Source organism: Mycobacterium hackensackense, from assembly GCF_025822555.1.
GTDB lineage: Bacteria > Actinomycetota > Actinomycetes > Mycobacteriales > Mycobacteriaceae > Mycobacterium > Mycobacterium fluoranthenivorans.
The window spans coordinates 1,277,538-1,295,295 of sequence record NZ_JACKUC010000030.1 but is presented as its reverse complement, the minus strand read 5'-3'; the positions used below and the strand labels follow the sequence as shown (position 1 = coordinate 1,295,295).

22 protein-coding genes are annotated in these 17,758 nt (G+C 68.2%); 14 read left to right on the top strand and 8 right to left on the bottom strand.

Features of this window, described 5'->3' with window-relative positions:
• Both H7J86_RS15675 and H7J86_RS15670 read right to left on the bottom strand, forming a co-directional pair.
• Positions 1-1,068, bottom strand: a complete 1,068-nt coding sequence (locus H7J86_RS15675) for a DUF4328 domain-containing protein (protein WP_090361998.1) — start codon at positions 1,066-1,068, stop codon at positions 1-3.
• Between the two features lie 21 nt (positions 1,069-1,089).
• The gene (locus tag H7J86_RS15670; RefSeq protein WP_090362001.1) at positions 1,090-1,443 is read right to left on the bottom strand and encodes a rhodanese-like domain-containing protein; all 354 of its coding nucleotides are present in this window, start codon (positions 1,441-1,443) and stop codon (positions 1,090-1,092) included.
• Positions 1,444-1,874: 431 nt separating this feature from the next.
• Here H7J86_RS15670 and H7J86_RS15665 point away from each other — a divergent pair, with 431 nt between their 5' ends.
• The 5 genes from H7J86_RS15665 (at position 1,875) to H7J86_RS15645 (ending at position 5,336) form a co-directional block, all read left to right on the top strand.
• Positions 1,875-2,030, top strand: a complete 156-nt coding sequence (locus tag H7J86_RS15665) for a hypothetical protein (RefSeq protein ID WP_167154391.1) — start codon at positions 1,875-1,877, stop codon at positions 2,028-2,030.
• 166 nt (positions 2,031-2,196) lie between these two features.
• Positions 2,197-2,820: a superoxide dismutase gene (locus tag H7J86_RS15660; protein WP_090362005.1), complete on the top strand. Its 624-nt coding sequence runs from the start codon at positions 2,197-2,199 to the stop codon at positions 2,818-2,820.
• 177 nt (positions 2,821-2,997) lie between these two features.
• Positions 2,998-3,531 carry a peptidase gene (locus tag H7J86_RS15655; protein ID WP_267291978.1) on the top strand — a complete coding sequence of 178 codons (534 nt, stop codon included), beginning with the start codon at positions 2,998-3,000 and terminating at the stop codon, positions 3,529-3,531.
• Positions 3,532-3,785: 254 nt separating this feature from the next.
• A complete protein-coding gene (locus H7J86_RS15650) occupies positions 3,786-4,502 on the top strand; it encodes a TMEM165/GDT1 family protein (RefSeq protein ID WP_090362010.1) in 717 nt (238 codons plus the stop codon).
• A 435-nt stretch (positions 4,503-4,937) separates the two neighbouring features.
• Positions 4,938-5,336, top strand: coding sequence for a helix-turn-helix domain-containing protein (locus tag H7J86_RS15645; RefSeq protein ID WP_090362012.1), 399 nt, complete (start codon positions 4,938-4,940; stop codon positions 5,334-5,336).
• 54 nt (positions 5,337-5,390) lie between these two features.
• Here H7J86_RS15645 and H7J86_RS15640 read toward each other — a convergent pair whose 3' ends face one another.
• The 3 genes from H7J86_RS15640 to H7J86_RS15630 all read right to left on the bottom strand — a co-directional run bounded on the left by H7J86_RS15640 (position 5,391) and on the right by H7J86_RS15630 (position 8,296).
• Entirely contained in the window at positions 5,391-6,572 is a 1,182-nt protein-coding gene (locus tag H7J86_RS15640; protein WP_267291976.1) for a hypothetical protein, read from the bottom strand.
• Positions 6,569-7,060 carry an ImmA/IrrE family metallo-endopeptidase gene (locus H7J86_RS15635; protein WP_090362230.1) on the bottom strand — a complete coding sequence of 164 codons (492 nt, stop codon included), beginning with the start codon at positions 7,058-7,060 and terminating at the stop codon, positions 6,569-6,571. The genes H7J86_RS15640 and H7J86_RS15635 overlap by 4 nt, the downstream gene beginning before the upstream one ends.
• A gap of 63 nt (positions 7,061-7,123) precedes the next feature.
• Positions 7,124-8,296, bottom strand: coding sequence for a hypothetical protein (locus H7J86_RS15630; protein WP_267291974.1), 1,173 nt, complete (start codon positions 8,294-8,296; stop codon positions 7,124-7,126).
• A 188-nt stretch (positions 8,297-8,484) separates the two neighbouring features.
• On the opposite strand from H7J86_RS15630, the gene H7J86_RS15625 reads away from it, so the two are divergent.
• From H7J86_RS15625 to rraA, 7 genes are read left to right on the top strand one after another with little or no spacing between them, the layout of a single operon-like run.
• On the top strand, positions 8,485-9,153 hold the full coding sequence (locus H7J86_RS15625) for a DUF6474 family protein (protein ID WP_267291972.1): 669 nt from the start codon (positions 8,485-8,487) through the stop codon (positions 9,151-9,153).
• A gap of 7 nt (positions 9,154-9,160) precedes the next feature.
• The gene (locus H7J86_RS15620) at positions 9,161-9,670 is read left to right on the top strand and encodes a hypothetical protein (RefSeq protein ID WP_090362023.1); all 510 of its coding nucleotides are present in this window, start codon (positions 9,161-9,163) and stop codon (positions 9,668-9,670) included.
• Between the two features lie 41 nt (positions 9,671-9,711).
• Positions 9,712-10,380: a YcnI family copper-binding membrane protein gene (locus H7J86_RS15615; RefSeq protein WP_090362026.1), complete on the top strand. Its 669-nt coding sequence runs from the start codon at positions 9,712-9,714 to the stop codon at positions 10,378-10,380.
• The gene (locus H7J86_RS15610; protein ID WP_090362028.1) at positions 10,377-10,880 is read left to right on the top strand and encodes a copper resistance CopC family protein; all 504 of its coding nucleotides are present in this window, start codon (positions 10,377-10,379) and stop codon (positions 10,878-10,880) included. The genes H7J86_RS15615 and H7J86_RS15610 overlap by 4 nt, the downstream gene beginning before the upstream one ends.
• A 5-nt stretch (positions 10,881-10,885) precedes the next feature.
• Positions 10,886-11,788 carry a CopD family protein gene (locus tag H7J86_RS15605; RefSeq protein ID WP_267291970.1) on the top strand — a complete coding sequence of 301 codons (903 nt, stop codon included), beginning with the start codon at positions 10,886-10,888 and terminating at the stop codon, positions 11,786-11,788.
• A gap of 59 nt (positions 11,789-11,847) precedes the next feature.
• Complete coding sequence (locus H7J86_RS15600; protein WP_267291968.1) at positions 11,848-12,267, top strand: hypothetical protein; 420 nt, start codon at positions 11,848-11,850, stop codon at positions 12,265-12,267.
• Between the two features lie 23 nt (positions 12,268-12,290).
• Positions 12,291-12,770 (top strand): ribonuclease E activity regulator RraA, encoded by a 480-nt coding sequence (gene rraA / locus H7J86_RS15595; RefSeq protein WP_090362036.1) that lies wholly within the window; start codon positions 12,291-12,293, stop codon positions 12,768-12,770.
• A 63-nt stretch (positions 12,771-12,833) separates the two neighbouring features.
• On the opposite strand, the gene H7J86_RS15590 is transcribed toward rraA, so the two are convergent.
• A complete protein-coding gene (locus H7J86_RS15590; protein WP_267291966.1) occupies positions 12,834-14,303 on the bottom strand; it encodes a flavin-containing monooxygenase in 1,470 nt (489 codons plus the stop codon).
• A gap of 78 nt (positions 14,304-14,381) precedes the next feature.
• Between H7J86_RS15590 and H7J86_RS15585 the strand changes: the two genes are divergently transcribed.
• Together H7J86_RS15585 and dinB are read left to right on the top strand one after the other, a co-directional pair.
• Positions 14,382-15,035 carry a TetR/AcrR family transcriptional regulator gene (locus tag H7J86_RS15585; protein ID WP_267291964.1) on the top strand — a complete coding sequence of 218 codons (654 nt, stop codon included), beginning with the start codon at positions 14,382-14,384 and terminating at the stop codon, positions 15,033-15,035.
• 24 nt (positions 15,036-15,059) lie between these two features.
• Positions 15,060-16,274 carry a DNA polymerase IV gene (gene dinB / locus H7J86_RS15580; protein ID WP_267291962.1) on the top strand — a complete coding sequence of 405 codons (1,215 nt, stop codon included), beginning with the start codon at positions 15,060-15,062 and terminating at the stop codon, positions 16,272-16,274.
• On the opposite strand, the gene H7J86_RS15575 is transcribed toward dinB, so the two are convergent.
• Positions 16,271-16,702: a hypothetical protein gene (locus H7J86_RS15575; protein WP_267291960.1), complete on the bottom strand. Its 432-nt coding sequence runs from the start codon at positions 16,700-16,702 to the stop codon at positions 16,271-16,273. The genes dinB and H7J86_RS15575 overlap by 4 nt on opposite strands.
• Before the next feature lie 10 nt (positions 16,703-16,712).
• The gene (locus H7J86_RS15570) at positions 16,713-17,726 is read right to left on the bottom strand and encodes a PHP domain-containing protein (protein ID WP_187097334.1); all 1,014 of its coding nucleotides are present in this window, start codon (positions 17,724-17,726) and stop codon (positions 16,713-16,715) included.
• Positions 17,727-17,758 lie beyond the last annotated feature (32 nt).

The following is a 17,758-nucleotide window of genomic DNA, read 5'->3' as shown; positions in this document are numbered from 1 at the left end:
CTATGCTGCCGGGTTTTGGTCTTCGGCCTCAACCGCTGGCGCGGATTCGGTCGATTCCTCTTCGGATTCCTCTTCGGATCGGCCGGCGCCGGGCACCGTCGCGACCATCACCCAGCGTTTGACCGGACGATCGACGGGCCGGCGCTCGAAGCCTTGGAAGACCTCCAACACGAGCACCACCGTCGCGAGCGCCAGCAGGTAGGCGATCGTGGTGGTGACCGTGTTGTTCGCGATGCCCTGGGCGTCGCTGGCGAAACTGGTGGCGATCGAGAACACCGACACCACCGTGCTGAGCACCCACGCAATCCACCATGCGGTGATCCGCAGGCCGGTACGGCCCTCGGCGCGGGAGAGTTCGATGAGGTAGACGGGCGCCCAGAACAGATTGACCAGCGGGATCAGACATCCCGCCCACAGCTGCCACTTCGACCGCGGATCTTCGCGGCCGTGGTGCGCGAACACCGCGGCCCGACGGGCGATGAGCCAATTGGTCAGCACCACCGCCGTCACGACCACCGCGAATGCCGCCAGCACGCTGGCCACCACCCCGCCCCAGGTCACCACCGCCGCGAGTAGGGGGTTCAGCAGCACCGTGCGGTTGATCAGCAGCAGGGCGTATCGCACGATGTGCATCAGCACAGCGAAGCCCAGGAGAGCCATGGTGGTGATCAGGGTGGCGCGGACCATCGTCGCCGACGGCCCGCTGCGGGCCCCGGCACCGGTCGTGGTGTCGACGGTGTGCTCGCCGGCCGGGTCGTAAAGGCTCCAGCGCGGAATGCCCGCGTAACGCGGAGTGGGTCCCAGCGGCCGACGGGGCTGCCGGGGTGGCGGCGCCGCACCGGGGCGCACCGCGATCCATTTGAAACCCTGTGGGAGCGGACCGGGCTGCGGCCGGTTGGGGGCAGCTGCCGGGGCGCCCCACCGCCGATCCGGAGGGCCCTGCTGCGGCGGCGCCGCCGGCGGCAGCGCACCGGGCGCCAGCAGGGTGCCTCGGCATCGCGGGCACCAGACCCGCTGGCGGTCACGGACGTTCCACCGCGTCCCGCACTGAGCGCAGACCTGAATCACGCCGACCAGCCTACGGCGTGCTCAGACCGTGCCGACGGAACCGCCGTCCGGCCCCTCCGGCGCCGTCACCGGCCGGCCGGCCTGCGCCCACGCCAGCATCCCGCCGGTCACGTTGATGGGTTCGAATCCGTTGCGGGCCAGATACTGGGCAACGCGCAGCGAGCGGCCGCCGGCATGGCACATCACGTAGAGCGTCGCGTCCCGGTCGATCTCGTCGATCCGGGCCGGGACATCGCCCATCGGGATGTGCTGCGCGCCGGCGACATGTCCGCGCTGCCACTCGTCGTCCTCGCGGACATCAAGCAGGACCACAGAATCGTCGAACGTCAGCGGAACGTCGTTCACTTCGGCATGCGCCACGTCGATGTCAGACATGGGCAGACATTCTCGCCGGTCCGTCGGTGCGCGCCTGGCAGTGGGTCATACGGTCCATGCTGGCATGGGCTGCCCGAGCCAGCAATGAACGGGCTATCCACAGTTTCCACAGGTTCATCCACAGGCACTGGGTGCCATAGAACCCCCGAATGCGTGCGACTCCGCCGATCGGCTGTGGATAACCTGAGCCCGAAAGACGCCACGATCAACAAGGGCAGGCGTGGGCTGAGCGAAAAAGATCGCTGAGCTAACTTTCACATCCGGTCAATTCGGCCGGGTTCGGATCAGCGTGATCATTGCCCCCGGGGCACAATCTCAAACACGGGTGCCGATTTCGCCCGTGGCCGATCAAGGCTTATGATCACCGTCACCACAGCCGTGTGACAGATCTCACTGGGGGATATTTCGATCGTGCAGGTCAGGAGCTTGTGATGGCAGCGCACCCACTGGGCCACGGAGCAGCCGTGCCCCCGTCCGACTGGCAGGGCCCGGCGCGGATGTACGGCAACCAGGCCATGGCCTGTCTGCGCGCCGGCGTGATCGCGCTGGTCCTTCTCGCAGTCCTCGCACTCATCGTATTGACCTGACTGCGGCCGCTCTTATTCCCCGTGTGCGCTGACGGCACACGTCCTTGCGGTGCCAGCCGTCATGAGGCAAGGATGGAGCCGAGCTTGTTGTCGAGATACGCCTGCCATATCCGACGCCGAACTCCACCGCCGATCCAGACGGATCACATGACTAGGAAGGAAGCCAGTGGCTGAATACACCCTCCCAGAGCTTGACTACGACTACAGCGCCCTGGAACCCCACATTTCCGGACAGATCAACGAGATCCACCACAGCAAGCACCACGCGACCTACGTCAAGGGTCTGAACGACGCGCTGTCCAAGCTCGAGGAAGCCCGCGCCAAGGACGATCAGTCGGCCATCTTCCTGAACGAGAAGAACCTCGCGTTCCACCTCGGCGGTCACGTCAACCACAGCATCTGGTGGAAGAACCTCTCCCCCAACGGTGGCGACAAGCCCACCGGCGAGCTCGCGCAGGCGATCGACGACCAGTTCGGTTCGTTCGACAAGTTCCGTGCGCAGTTCACGGCGGCGGCCAACGGCCTGCAGGGCTCGGGCTGGGCCGTGCTCGGCTACGACAGCCTGGGCGACCGCCTGCTGACCTTCCAGCTGTACGACCAGCAGGCCAACGTGCCGCTGGGCATCATCCCGCTGCTCCAGGTCGACATGTGGGAGCACGCGTACTACCTGCAGTACAAGAACGTGAAGGCCGACTACGTGACCGCGTTCTGGAACGTCGTCAACTGGGCCGACGTGCAGGACCGGTTCGCCAAGGCGACCACCAAGACCGGCGGCCTCATCTTCGGCTGAGCTGCCCCGCACCCCCAACGGGACCCCGCACGCGGCAAGCGTGCGGGGTCCCTTGCGTTGCGTACCGGTTCGGCTCTGGCACTCGTGTCCTCTTGCGTGCTAGCCACCTCCTGCCTCATTCTGTGCGGATCGACCCACAGCAGTGTCGCCAGCGTTCCAGCACTGTCGGGAGGCCAGATGGATACCGGACCCCAACAAGCGGTGGAGATTGCCCCGTTCCACACCGGTGGTTCCCTCAAAGGATTCGTGGTGTCCGGCCGTTGGCCCGACTCGACCAAAGAGTGGGCGCAGCTGCTGATGGTCGCTGTCCGGGTTGCATCGTTGCCCGGATTACTCTCCACCACAACGATTTTCGGTGTTCGCGAGGAGCTCCCGGACGAGCCCGCACCGGGCACGGTCGGCCTGGTGCTCGCCGAGGGTCCGGTGGTCGGTGAATCTGCCGTTCCCCCCGGCTTTTTCGCCGCCCGTCAGCCGCCGGCGCTGTTGATGCTGCACCCGCCGTCGGAGACCACTCCGTCACTGCCCGAATGCACCGGTGCGGCTTCGGGTTGCGTGCTGCTGCCGGGTCTGCCACACCTCGGCCTGGAGCACCGGGCCGCCTGGGTGGAAGCGGAGTCCGACGGGACCATCACGTCGATGATCAGCCGCGTGGGAGTGGACCCGATCAGCCATCCGGATACTGCGATCCTGGCGATGCTGCTTGCCGCATAAGGCTTTTCGCACACCGTCGTAAGAAAGTGCGGGTGCCCGAACTCGCCGGCCGAGCTGGCGCGGTCACCCGCGGGCGGTTATCGTCGGTGGCATCAGCGAAGGGGAGTAGCCCCCAATCGTCGTGTCGACATACTGGCGAAAGCCCGGCCGGCGAACCGCACCTGAGCTTGCAGGGGTGGTGGGCGAGACCTTCGACCGAATGTCCGGTGGCAGCTGCACGCAGCCCGCCGGCGCCGTGTCGAAAGGTCGTCGTCGTGCTCAGTGCCGCACTCGTCAGTCTCGGGGTGGTGTTCGTCGCCGAACTCGGTGACAAGTCCCAGTTGATCACCATGACCTACGCGTTGCGGCACCGCTGGTGGGTGGTGCTCTCCGGCGTCGGTATCGCCGCCTTCCTGGTGCACGGCCTCTCTGTCACCATCGGTCACTTCCTGGGCCTGACCCTGCCGCAACGGCCCATCGCCTTCGCGGCAGCCATCGCCTTCCTCCTCTTCGCCGCGTGGACCTGGCGCGACAGCCGCGCCAAAGACGACGACACCCAAGAAGTCCGGGTCGCCGAGCCGCGGTTCATCGTGTTCGCCGTCGTCTCCTCCTTCGTGCTCGCCGAACTCGGCGACAAGACGATGCTGGCGACGGTGGCGCTGGCCAGCGACCACAACTGGGCCGGCGTGTGGATCGGCGCCACCATCGGGATGGTGGCCGCCGACGGTGTCGCCATCGCGGCGGGCGCACTGCTGCACCGGCGGCTGCCAGCGGGCTTCCTGCACGGCATGGCCGCGGTGATCTTCGCCCTGTTCGGCTTCTGGCTGTTGTTCGACAACGCGCTCGGCCTGCGCTGGCTGGCGATCGCGGTCACCGGCACCGTGGCGGTCACGGCCATCGGTACCGCGGCGGTGCGCTACCGGCGCAAACGCGTGGTTTCCGCTACCGAAAACGGCTCCGCGCCACTGGATTCGTCGTCCGAACGCCGCTGAACGACTGCTGGCTACTGCCCCTCGCCCGGATCGCATCCGAGATCGGCCGTGGCGCCCGCATATTCACGTGGCCATAAGCCGACCTACGCAGGAGGCTAACCATATTTCGCCAGCGTGCACAGCAAATTCGAGTTCCCGCTTTGCTACGGGTAGCACTCCCGGCTGGGCGGACACCATGGGCAAGCTGTGACAATCCGTCCCAGTGTGCCGATACGGGCAAAACAACGCATACGTCATTTTTTCGTTCGCCGGACCGGCGGTCCTGGGTTTTCAAAACTCCCTGAGATGCTGCTGGGGAGCCCCGCGGAGTATGCTGCGTCAGTGGGTTGAGACTTTTCAGTCGTTTGCACTTGGTTGTGGCGATAACTCTCGCTACGATGATCAGCAAATACGAGACTAACGTGCACCGCTCGTGAGTTATGTGGAGGAAAGTAGATGAGCAAGACGTTCGCCGCCCGGCTAAACCGGTTGTTCGAGACGGTTTACCCGCCGGGACGCGGCCCGCACACATCTGCTGAGGTCATCGGCGCGTTGAAGGCTGAAGGCGTCACGATGTCGGCTCCTTACCTGTCGCAGCTTCGTTCGGGCAACCGCACGAATCCCTCGGTCACGACGATGGCCGCGCTGGCCAACTTCTTCCGGATCAAGCCGGCGTACTTCACCGATGACGAGTACTACGAGAAGCTCGACAAAGAGCTGAGCTGGCTGGCCAACATGCGCGACGAAGGTGTGCGCCGCATCGCCGCCCGCACCGTCGGGCTCTCCCCCGAGTCGCAGCAGGATCTCGCCCTCAAGGCCGACGAGCTGCGCCGCAAGGAGAACCTCGACAGCTGACCCGGCTTCGGCCCGGTCCCCGAGAACGTCACCACACACGGTGTCATCGCGCGTCTAACGCGCGGTGGCACCGTGTGTGCGTTCGAGATCGCAGTACTGCTCGGCGATCGCCAGAATCCACTCCCGATCCGAGAACGTCGGCGGCTGACGCAGCCAGTTGAGCCCGGGAAACTCCCGGTTGGCGGCGTCACGGTCGGCACCGCGCCCGTCGTAGATCCACTGCGCGATACCCCTGGCCTGTTCGGCGGCCGGCACCGGCGGACCCTCCAGCTCGGCGATATCCACGAATTCGTCGGGATCGTCGTCGTGGTCGTCAGCCAGCTGCCGGGCCGCCGATCCGTGGGCCTGGACACGGCGGCGGACGGTCTCGGCCGCGGTGGCTTCCAGATACAGCGAGTCGGAGATCAGGGACATCTGCTCAGCCACCCGGAACAGCAGCGGCCCCCGCGGGCGCACACCGATACCCACATCCGGGTGCCGGGCACTGAGTTCGGCCAGCAGTGGCGAAACCGTGCGCAGTTCACGCCGGGCGCCGAACCAGTCCTCGATACTCGGCAGCAGGGATCCGCCCGCGACCACCAGCATGGCGCACCCGAGCAGCGTCGCCGCAGATCCGACCCCGAGCAGGTCGGTGTTCCCGACGGCCCGGAGCAGGAAGAAGGCACTGGCCAGGACGATCAGCACGATTCCGATGCTGAATACGAACAGGGCGCGCCCGCGCCGGGTGCGGTTGGAGTGCCGTACACCCGCCCACGCCACCAGGGTCAGCGCCAACAACACGTAGAGCATCGGCAGCAGCCACGCCGACCAGCCGCCCGCCGAGCCCAGGTTGCGGCGCAGGTACTCCTGCGGCGCCATCTCCGGCTCCTGCCCCGAGACGAAGAACCCGACCATCGTGCCCACCGCGATGGCGAGCGCCACCAGGTACTGCGCGATGGCGATCCGCCGGATCGTCACCGGCTTACGGTCCGAGGCCACCGTGGTGATCATGACGCAGCTGCCCGCCGCACAGGAGATCAGCGCCACCTGACTGAGCGCGACGGCGATGTTGGGCCAGTGCAACGCCGTGTCGATCAGCAGGGTCAGCGGCTGCCAGTTCAAGGCCGCGACAGTGCCCAGACTGCCCAGCGCCAGGATCATGGCGCTGCTGACCAGGGATTGCTTGTTGACCAGAGCCCATCCGATACGCAAGCCGGTCGCCAGTCCGAGGAGACCGGCGATCACCCAGACGATCAACCAAATGCCTCTCCGAGCCGCACCTGCACAATCGACGATCGATCGGACGGCAGCCGGCCGAGACGGTAGATCAGCAGTGCGGCGAAATCCTCCGCCTCCTGCTCGGCGTCCTCGCCGGCAGGTCCCATGCAGCCGGTCCGCTGGTTCAGCATGTAGCCGATGAGGTCAGATCCGGCCAGTTCCATGGTTCCGCGGGCCGCCTCCACCACGGAGATGCCGTCATGTCCCAGCACGAGGTGGCCGAGCTCGTGGGCCAGGGTGCGATCCCATGCAGGCAACCCTTTTTGGATCAGAAACACGTCGTGGTCAGCGTACTGACGCCATTGCCCGCAGACACCGGCCGGCAGATCCGCCATCTTCAGTTCGATCGGGCGGCCGCGGTCGGCACTGACTGCCTCGACCAACCGTGGCAGGGACACCTCTCCCTTCCGCGGGGCAAGATCCAGTACGGCACTGACGGCTCTGGTCACACTGCGACTAGCAGGCATTTCGACCTCCTTCCGGTACTTTCCACTATGGCGGTGCAGCGCCGCGTAGGCGAGCACTTCCGGTCAACTCGTGAACCGCGCCGACCGGGTCGATCGCAAGGTGAGCGCCGACCGGGCCTGGCGGTACCCAATGATCCCACCCGCTCCCGTCAGCAACATGATCCCCGTGAACCCGGGAACGGCAACCGCAACCACCTGCGAGGTGCCGGCCGTGCGCAGGTACTCGCCGTATCCCACCCGGTAGGACGCCGGCACCACAGGATTGTCGACGGCCTGAACCGGTGACCGCGGCGGTTCTGCGGGAGAGCGGGGCGCACTCGGGGCGCGCGGCGCGGCAGGGGGCGGGGCCCCGGATCCCCCGGCCGCCGCTCCGCCGCCGCCACCGCCCGCCGCCGGTGGCACGACGATCTGTGGCACCGACACCGGTGGCAGCGGTAAGCCGGCGGCTGCCGAGGCCAGCCCAGGCAAGACATCGACCACATCGGGAAGGGCGGGCACCACCGGAACCTCGCCGTTCGGGGCCCACTGGGGAGCCGGGGTGGGCAGTTGCATCACCGGGGGCCGGGACGGACGTCCGGACGGCGGTTTGGGGGCACCGCTGCCGACACCGCCGTTCCCGTTACCCGGGGACACCACGACCGGTTTGGGCCACCACCAGGGCAGGCAGTGGTGGCCGTTCTCATCGCACTCGTCCGGATCGTCCGGATCCTCCGGATCGTCCGGGTCTTCGGGATCCAGCCCGGGGTCCGGCGGATCCGCGACCGTCGACGGCAAGGTGGAGCCCAGGGGCGGTTGGGCGGTGACCGGCGGCAGCGCCGGAGGCGCCGCACCCACCCCGGTGTTTCGTTCGCCGGCGGCTCCCGAAGACGCGCCGCCCGAGCCGCGATCGACGGTCGCGGATTGTTTGCTGGAAGTGTCGCCCTTGGTGCTTTCCCCAGCATCCGACGGCGCCGCGTCGCGGCCGTTGCCGATGACCACGCGGGGTGGCTGCGGGTGCCGCCCGCGCCGGTCGGGACGACCGCTCCCCGCGCCGTCGACAGCGGCCGGCCCCTCCGCGTCCGAGGGTGCGTCGCCGAGGGTGCCGCCGGTCGTCCCCGCACCGCCTGCACCATCGGTTTCGTCCGGGTTGGCAAACGCCAGTGCACCGCCGGCACCACCGACGAACAGGCCGGAAACCATCAGACAGGCTGCCGCCGCGACTCGCACCCGCGACACCACGTCGTCACCACCCCTCACGGCACCGCACTGTGTGGCGGCAGGAATTTACCCGATTGTCGCACACCGAGGTCAAATTGTTTGCTGAGAGACAAAATGTGCTACCACGAGAGGACACCGGCGGCCGATGCATGTTACGGGCGATAGTGTTGGCCACAACTGCCGTCCTGCGACCGCGGTAGTCGATGAGATATTGGGAGGCAACGCCGATGGGCCTGTTCACGCGACGCAAGAGCCGGGCGATCCGCCGGGCCGAGGCCCGCGCCATCAAGCGCTCCATCAAGACAAAGGCCAAGCTGGAGGCCAAACTCGCGGCCAAGAACGACGCCCGCCGCGTCAAAGCCGACCGCAAGGAGCAGTCCCGGGCGCTCAAGTCCCAGATCAAGGCCCAACGGGACAGCGATCGCACGGCACTCAAAGTTGCTGAAACGCAGCTCAAGGCCGCCCGAGAGGGCAAGCTGCTCTCGCCCAGCAGGATTCGCCGGACCTTGACGGTGTCCCGCCTGCTCGCGCCGATTCTCGTGCCGCTGGCCTACCGCGTCGCGGTGACCGCACGGGGCTTGATCGACCAGCGCCGCGCCGATCGTCTCGGCGTTCCGCTGAGCCAGCTCGGCCAGTTCTCCGGACACGGCGCGGCCCTGTCGGCGCGGATCGCCGGTGCCGAGCAGACACTGCGGCAGGTGGCCGCCAAGAAGCCCAAGGACGCCGAGACCAAACAGTTCGTCACGGCGATCACCGACCGGCTGACCGACCTGTCCGCCGCGGTCACCGCGGCCGAGAACATGCCGTCGGAGCGCCGCCGCGCGGCACACGCCGCCATCATCGCCCAACTCGACGGTGTCGACGCCGACCTCCTGGCGCGCCTCGGACTCGGCTGAGACACCCATGACCGCCGCATCGCCCCGTCGCCCCGCGCTTCTGCGCGGTGGTGCCGTCGGGGCGCTGACGGCGGCATTGGCCCTGGCCGCGCACGGAACCGCGTCCGGCATGTTCCCCGCGGGCGCGGCGACGGCCCAGCTCCTGGTCCTGGCCGGTGCGGTGGGAGCGGTGGCGTCGACCACCCGCAGGGGCTTCTGGCCCCTGCTGACGGCGCTGGCGGCCGGTCAGGCGCTCGGCCATCACCTACTCGGCGTCGGGGATCATCCGCATGTCTCGGCGCACCCCCTGACGATGCTGGCCGCGCACCTCGCCGCGGTGTTGGCGGGGGCACTTCTGATCGGGGCGGGTGAACGGCTGTGCGCCGCACTGTCGCGCACCGTCGCGGCCATCGCAGGCCCGGTATCGCTACCTGTGGCACCTGCCACCGTGACCTATCGCGCCGAGGGCCAACCGCTGCACTCGGTTTCGTTGTTGCGCTCGTCGATATCGCATCGGGGTCCGCCGGTCCCGGCTTGACCGCCGACCCCCGACCCTCACCCCAGAAAGCCGACAACAGAATGCGATTCACCCACCGGGCGCCCGCGCGCGCCCTCCTCACGCTGGCCGCGGCCGGCGCCGCGCTCATCACCGCCGCACCGGCATCGGCGCACGTCCACGTCGACGCCGACGACGCCCATCCGGGCGGCTCCGCCGTACTCACCTTCCGGGTGCCCGGCGAGTCCGAAAAAGGAGCCCTGACAACACAATTCAGTGTGACCCTGCCGAACGTCGCCTCGGCCCGCACCGAATTGATGCCCGGCTGGACCGCACGCCTGGACCGCGACACCGCGGCAGGCACGGTCCGTTCGGTCACCTGGACGGCCGCACCCGCGGTCGGCATCGCACCCGACCAGTTCGGATTGTTCAAGGTCTCGGTGACCCTGCCCAAACAGGACACCGTCAGCTTCCCCGCCACCCAGACCTATTCCGACGGGACCGTCGTGCACTGGGATCAGGCCCCGCTGCCCGGCGGCGGCGAACCCGAGTACCCCGCGCCGGAGTTGTCCCTGACGGGCGAGCCCGAGCCCGCCCATGCACCGGCGGCCCCCGCGGTGGCGGCGTCGCCCGCGGTGGACGCGCAACCGGTCAGCCGAGCCGACAACGGCGCACGCTGGCTGGCCGGCGGCGCCCTGGCCTTGGCCGCGGTCGCCGTGGCCGCCGCGCTCATCGGGCGACGACGGGCATGAGACTGCGCATGCTCGCCGCGCTCGGCGCTGTCCTCGCGATGGTCGCGCTGGCCGGAGCCGGCGTGGCCTCGGCGCACGCGGTGCGGGTATCCAGCGACCCGGCCCCGGATGCCGTGCTCACCCAAGGGCCGGCCCGGATCACCGCCACGTTCAACGAGCAGCTCCAGACGGCGTTCGCCTCGATGACGCTGGTCGGGCCGGACGGCAATCTCTGGTCGACGGGCGAAGCCAAGGTGCAGGGCCCGGCGGTCCAGGTCGATCTGCGACCGCTCGGCCCGGCCGGCACCTATACCGCCAACTACCGGGTGACATCCGCCGACGGGCACGTCGTGAACGGTTCGTGGTCGTTCCGGCTCTCCGTGGCGGGTGCCGGCACCCCGGGCCCACCCGTCGCCGCACCGGCAGCCGCGGACGGGGAGATCCCCGTCTGGCCCTTCGCCGTCCTCGCCGTGGCGATCGTGGGCGCGGGCGTGTGGTGGAGCCGGCGCCGGCAGACGTGAGGCGAATGCTCGGGGGCACGGCGGCGCTGGTGGTCGGGCTCCTGCTGGCCTGGGCGTTGACCTACCCGCAGGTGGCGTTCGGCGCCACCGTGACCCGGGCCGCGGCCGACGTGGCCGCGGTGGTGGTGCTGGGCTTGGCGTTGGTGCCGATGCTGGACGTCCCGCGCTACCGCGACGAACTGGCCACGCGCAGCGCCGCGGCGATGACGGTCGCCGCGGCGCTGTGGCTGGTCGCGGAGGTGGCTCGGCTGTTCACCGCCGCTGCCGCCACTGCGGCCGTGCCGCTGAGCACCCTCGGGGTCCGGACCACCGTCGAATACGCGATATCGACGGTGGCCGGCCGGGCCGACCTGATCAGCGTGCTGGCCGCGGCGCTGGTGGGCGCCCTGACCATCTGGTGGCGGACGCCCGCCGCCGGGGTCGCGGTCGCCGGAATCGCGGCGATCGGCACCACCGCGCGCACGCTGGCCGGCCATCTCTCCGGGAACGCGTTCGGCGGGATCGCGGTCACCCTGCACGCCCTTGCCGCGGCCGTCTGGTGCGGCCTGCTGGCGGCACTGGTGCTCACCGTCGGGCATCGCGGCCAGTGGGCGCGCGTGCTGCCACGGTTCTCGGCGCTGTCCCTGTGGTGTGTGGTGGTGCTGCTGGTGGGCGGGATCGGCAGTGCCGTGGTGACGCTCGACGCGCCCACCCAGTTGTGGAGCACCGGCTACGGGCGGCTGGTCCTGGCCAAGGTGCTGTTCACCGCCGCCCTCCTGGGGCTGGCCTGGCACAACCGGACCGATTGGCTGCCGTCGGCTCGGGGACATCGGGTGACGGCAGCCACCTCCAGCCGGCGGTCCTACACCGAGTTGGCTCTCATGACCGTGGCCCTGACGCTTGCTGCCGCGCTGGCGGTCACCGGCTAGCGATTATCCGACTGGCATGATGGAACCACTGTCTGTGCCACAGCGAAGGAGCGCCCCACATGGCCGACGAGCCGGACCGGCCCGACGAGACACCGAGTGAGCAGCCACCGGTTCCGCCTGCGAAGAAGGCACCGGTCAAGAAAGCCCCGGCGAAGAAGGCTCCGGTGAAGAAGGCCACCCCGGCCAAGAAGGCAGCTCCGGTCAAGAAGGTCGCGCCCGCCAAGAAGGCCGCCCCGGCCAAGAAAGTGCCACCACCGCCCGCGGCCCCGAAGCCCGTCCCGGCCGAACCGCTGTCACCGGCCAAAGAAGTTGCCGCCCAGGCGAAGTCGACTGTGGCCACGGCTCCCGCGCAACTCGTCGCGGTACCGTCGCCCGGTCCGGGGCAATCCCGGTGGCCGTTGGCCGCGGCCCTGGCGGCCGCCGTGCTCGCGGTGCTCGTGGTGTACCTGGCCCGCCGCGGGTCCGACGAACAGGACTGAGCCGCCTCGCTAGCATCGACGGCGTGAGTATCGAACCCCGCGCCACCGCCGACCTGGTCGATGAGATCTATCCCGACGTCCGCAGCTGCGATCTGCAGCTACAGAACTACGGCGCGCGCACCAGCTTCGCCGGCCGGATCACCACCGTGCGGTGTTTCGAGGACAACGCGCTGCTGAAGTCGATTCTGTCGACACCCGGTGAAGGCGGAGTACTCGTCGTCGACGGCGACGGTTCCCTGCACACCGCGCTGGTCGGCGACATCATCGCCGGCCTGGCGCGCGACAACGGGTGGGCCGGTGTCATCGTGCACGGGGCGGTGCGCGACGCCGCGACGCTGCGCACCATCGATGTCGGCATCAAGGCGCTGGGCACCAACCCGCGCAAGGGCACCAAAACCGGTGCCGGGGAGCGTGATGTCGCGGTCACCTTCGGTGGCGTCACGTTCGTCCCCGGCGAGATCGCCTACAGCGACGAGGACGGGATCGTCGTCGTCGCTCCCTAGGACGGCCAAACGCGAATACCCCCGGAATCCGTGGATTCCGGGGGTATTCGCGTCGTGTCGCGGTTAAACCGTCACGGCCGCACGGTGCTTGGTGAAGTGCAGCGACTCCTCGTCGACCTTGCCGTACCGGATGGTCCGCAGGTCGAAGAAGTAGTTCTGCTTGAGCCGCCACGGCGCCTCCGAACCCGACTTGGGCAGGCTGTCCATGGCCCGCCGGAAGTAGCCCGGGGTGAAGTCCATGAACGGCTCCTCATCGACGGCTGCACCGGGATGCTGCGGTTCGACGCGGTCGAATCCGTTGTCGTCCATGAAGTTCAGTACACGGCAGATGAATTCCGACACCAGGTCGGCCTTCAGCGTCCAGGACGCGTTGGTGTACCCGAAGGTGATCGCCATGTTCGGCACACCGGAGAGCATCAGGCCCTTGTAGGTCATCGACTTGGTCAGGTCGATGGGCTGGCCGTTGCGCAGCGCCTTCGCGCCGCCGAACAGCTGCATGTTCAAACCTGTTGCGGTGATGATGATGTCGGCCGCCAGCTCTTCACCGGAGGTCAGCTTGATACCGGTCTCGGTGAACCGGTCGATGGTGTCGGTGACCACGCCGGCCTTGCCGGACCGGATGGCCTTGAACAGATCGCCGTTGGGCGCCAAGCAGACTCGCTCATCCCAGGGGTTGTAGCGCGGGCTGAAATGCTTCTCGTAGTCGAAGTCCGCGGGCAGTCGGCGGGTCGCCATCTCACGCAGCGCCTTCTTGAACACGGCCGGGAACTTACGGGCCAGCTGGTACTGCGCGGTGGCGTAGGCGATGGCCTTCCACCGGTTGACCCAGTGCGCTGCGTTCTTCGGCAGATACTTGTTGGCCTGCTTGGCCACCGGATCCTCCAGCGGCAGGGAGCCGATGTAGGTGGGCGAGCGCTGCAGCATCGTCACATGGCCCGCGCCACCGTTGACCAGCGACGGAATCAGGGTGACGGCGGTGGCGCCGGAGCCGATCACGACGATCTTCTTGCCGGCATAGTCCAGATCCTCCGGCCAATGCTGCGGATGGATGATCTGGCCCTTGAAGTCCTCCGCACCGGTGAAGGTCGGGGTGTAGCCCTCGTCGTAGTTGTAGTAGCCGCTGCAGACCGACAGGAACGACGCGGTGATCTGCTTCTCTTCGCCGTCGGTCTCGACGGTGACGGTCCACCTGTTGTCGGCATCGGACCAGTCGGCGGCAATCACCTTCTGACCGGTGCGGATGTGCTTGTCGATACCGTTTTCCTGGGCGGCCTCGTTGATGTAGTTCCAGATCGCGGGACCGTCGGCAATCGAGCGGGCCGAGGTCCACGGCTTGAACCGGAAGCCGAGGGTGAACATGTCCGAGTCGGAGCGGATGCCCGGGTACTTGAACAGGTCCCAGGTCCCGCCGATGTTCTCGCGGCGTTCCAGGATGACGTAGCTCTTGGACGGGCAGCGCTCCTGCAGGTGCCATGCGGTGCTGACACCGGAGATGCCGGCACCGACGATCACGACATCGAAGTGTTCGTTCATGGGACCGACGGTATCAACACAGTGTCGAGTCGGTCAACGGTGTGTTGAAATTTTCGACATGGCGTAAAGTGCCTGGTGATGACGCAGCCCGATGTGAGGCAGAGCCCGGTGAAGACCGCCCGCGGCCGCCGCGCGACCCGCCCCTCCGGCGACGATCGCGAAGCGGCCATCCTGGCGACCGCGCAACGCCTGCTCGAGGAGCGCGCCTTCGCCGACATCTCCGTCGACGACCTCGCCAAGGGGGCCGGCATCTCCCGGCCGACGTTCTACTTCTACTTCGCCTCGAAGGAAGCCGTCCTGCTGACGCTGCTGGATCCGCTGATCAAACTCGCCGACACCGGGTTCGACAGCGCACTGGAGGACATGCCCTCCGATCCGAAGAGCGCGATCCGCCGGGGCATCGAGATCTTCTTCAGCTCGTTCGGTTCGCACCCCGCCACCGCGCGGGCCGGCGTCGAGGCGGTGACGGTCAGCCCGGAGTTCCGGGCGGTGTGGCAGGGCTTGATGCAGAAGTGGATCGCCATGACCGCGGCGCTCATCAAAGTCGAACGTGAGCGTGGCGCCGCCGCCGAGACCATCCCCGCCTCGGACCTGGCGACCTCGCTGAACCTGATGAACGAGCGGATGATGATGGCCACCTTGGCGGGTGATCAGCCGGCAGTGGAGCATGCCCGCGTCGTCGACACGCTCACCCATATCTGGTTGACCAGCATCTACGGCAGCACACCCTGATCTGTCGGCACCTGATGCGAACATATGTTCGTGTCTCGGCCCGTGCCTGCAGCGCACATCCTGCACGCTGATCTCGACTCGTTCTACGCCTCGGTAGAGCAGCGGGATGACCCGGCGCTGCGCGGCCGCCCGGTGATCGTGGGCGGCGGGGTGGTGCTGGCGGCCAGCTACGAGGCGAAGGCCTACGGCGTCCGCACCGCCATGGGCGGCCATCAAGCCCGGCGGCTGTGCCCACACGCCATCGTGGTCCCGCCCCGCATGTCGGCCTACTCGCAGGCCAGCCGCGTCGTCTTCGAGGTCTTCCATGACACCACCCCGCTGGTCGAGCCGCTGTCGGTGGACGAGGCCTTCCTCGACGTCTCCGGCCTGGCCCGGGTGTCGGGCACCCCGGTGCAGATCGGGGCAGCATTGCGCGAACACGTCCGCGACCGGGCCGGGCTGCCCATCACGGTGGGCATCGCCCGCACCAAATTCCTCGCCAAGGTCGCCAGCCAGCAGGCGAAACCGGATGGGCTCCTCCTGGTGCCACCCGATCGCGAGCTGGCGTTCCTGCACCCGCTGCCGGTGCGCAGCCTGTGGGGAGTGGGCGCCAAGACCGCCGAGAAGCTGCACGCGCACGGCATCCGCACCGTCGCCGATGTCGCCGAACTGAGCGAGAGCTCGCTGGGCGCGATGGTCGGCGGCGCCATGGGACACCAACTGTTCTGCCTGTCCCGCAATATCGATCGCCGGCGAGTGGTCACCGGCGTGCGCCGGCGCTCGGTGGGTGCCCAGCGGGCACTGGGGCGAGCCGGAAACACCATGTCCGACAAAGAGATCGATGTGGTGGTGGTCAACCTCGTCGACCGGATCACCAGGCGGATGCGGGCGTCCGGGCGCACCGGACGCACAGTGGTGCTCCGGCTGCGGTTCGACGATTTCGGCCGGGCCACCCGGTCGCACACTCTCGCCCGGGCCACCGCGTCCACCGAGGCGGTGCTGGCCGCCGCCCGTGAGCTGATGGCCGGTGCGGCACCGATCATCGGCGAACGCGGCCTGACCCTGGTCGGCTTCGCGGTGTCCAATATCGACCGGGACGGAGCCACTCAACTGGAGCTGCCGTTCGGCGGCGCCGCCGATCCCGTGGCCGTCGACACCGCCGTGGACCGGGTCCGGCAGCGATTCGGGAACGCGATGCTGACCCGAGGAGTGCTGCTCGGACGCGACCCGGGATTGGAGATGCCCATGCTGGCGGACTAGCCGAATTGCGCGGCGGCAAAGCCGCTGAACAGCACCAGGAACCCGCCGATCTCACCGGCCATCAGTGCCACCATTCCGGCGTGCAACCCCGGTGCGGGCCGCTCGAACTGATTGGTGGTGTCGCGCCGCAGACCGTGCTGGACATAAGCCCCGATGGCCACCACGAAGAAGAACACCACCACCATTGCGGCCGTGAGGTTCAACCACGTCGGCCAGGCGCTGAGCTCGACGAACACGGCGATGAGCAAGGTGGCGAAGGAGTACAACAGCGCCGCGCGGTGCGCGATGTCGACGTAGGGGTGGGCCAGATGGTCCGGGCTGGTCGCCATCTGCCGGTACTTCCAGGCGCCGAGGACGAGCGCCGCCAGGAAGATCAGCCCGGTCGCCAGCAGGGTGACGACGGTGTCGATGCCGAGATGCGTGCTCATCGCGCCGAGTCTAGGAAGCCGTCCACGCCAGGAGTCGCTCGGCCGTCCAGGTGTTGACGATGCGGTCCTGCGGGACCCCGGCGTCCAGCGCCCGCTGCGCCCCGTAACCGAGGAAGTCCAGCTGACCGGGCGCGTGCGCGTCGGTGTCGATACTGAACACGCACCCGATCTCGATCGCCAGGCTCAGCAGCCGGTCCGGCGGATCGCAGCGTTCCGGGCGCGAATTGATCTCGACGGCAACGCCGTTGTCGCGACAGGCGGTGAACACCCGCTCCGCGTCGAACTTCGACTCGGGCCGGGTGCCGCGGCTGCCCTCCACCAGCCGGCCCGTGCAGTGGCCGAGCACATCGGCGTGACCGCCCTCGACGGCGCGGACCATCCGCCTGGTCATGGCATCGGCATCCATGGCGAGTTTGGAGTGCACACTGGCCACGACGACGTCCAAGCGCTCCAGCAGGGCGGGTTCCTGGTCGAGACTTCCGTCGTCGAGGATATCCACCTCGATACCGGTCAGGATGCGCATCGGTGTGGTGCTCGAGAACTCCTCGCGCAGTTCGTCGATCACGTCGAGCTGGTGCCGTAACCGCTCCGGCGAGAGCCCGTTGGCGATGGTGAGCCGCGGGGAATGATCGGTCAGCGCGCAGTATTCGTGCCCGAGCCGCTGCGCGGTCGCCATCATCTCGGCGATCGGCGCCGATCCGTCCGACCAGTTCGAGTGCAGATGCAGATCGCCCTTGAGCGCGGCACGGATGTCACCGCCACCGAGATCTGTTGCGTTCTGCCGTAATTCGGCGAGGGTATCGGGTTCGCGGCCCGCCCAGGCCTGTGCGATGACCTTGGCGGTCTTGGGCCCGACCCCGGGCAGCGCCTGCCAGCCGTTGGTGCGCCCCAGCTTGTCCCGCTGCTCGTCGGTCAGCGCCTCGACCACGTCGGCGGCCTTGCGGTAGGCCATCACTCGCCGGGATTCCTCGCGCGCCCGGTCCTTGAAGTAGGCGATCTCGCGCAACGCGGCAACCGGGTCCATCGATTCAGTGTGCCGCGAAAACGTGCTCCGGC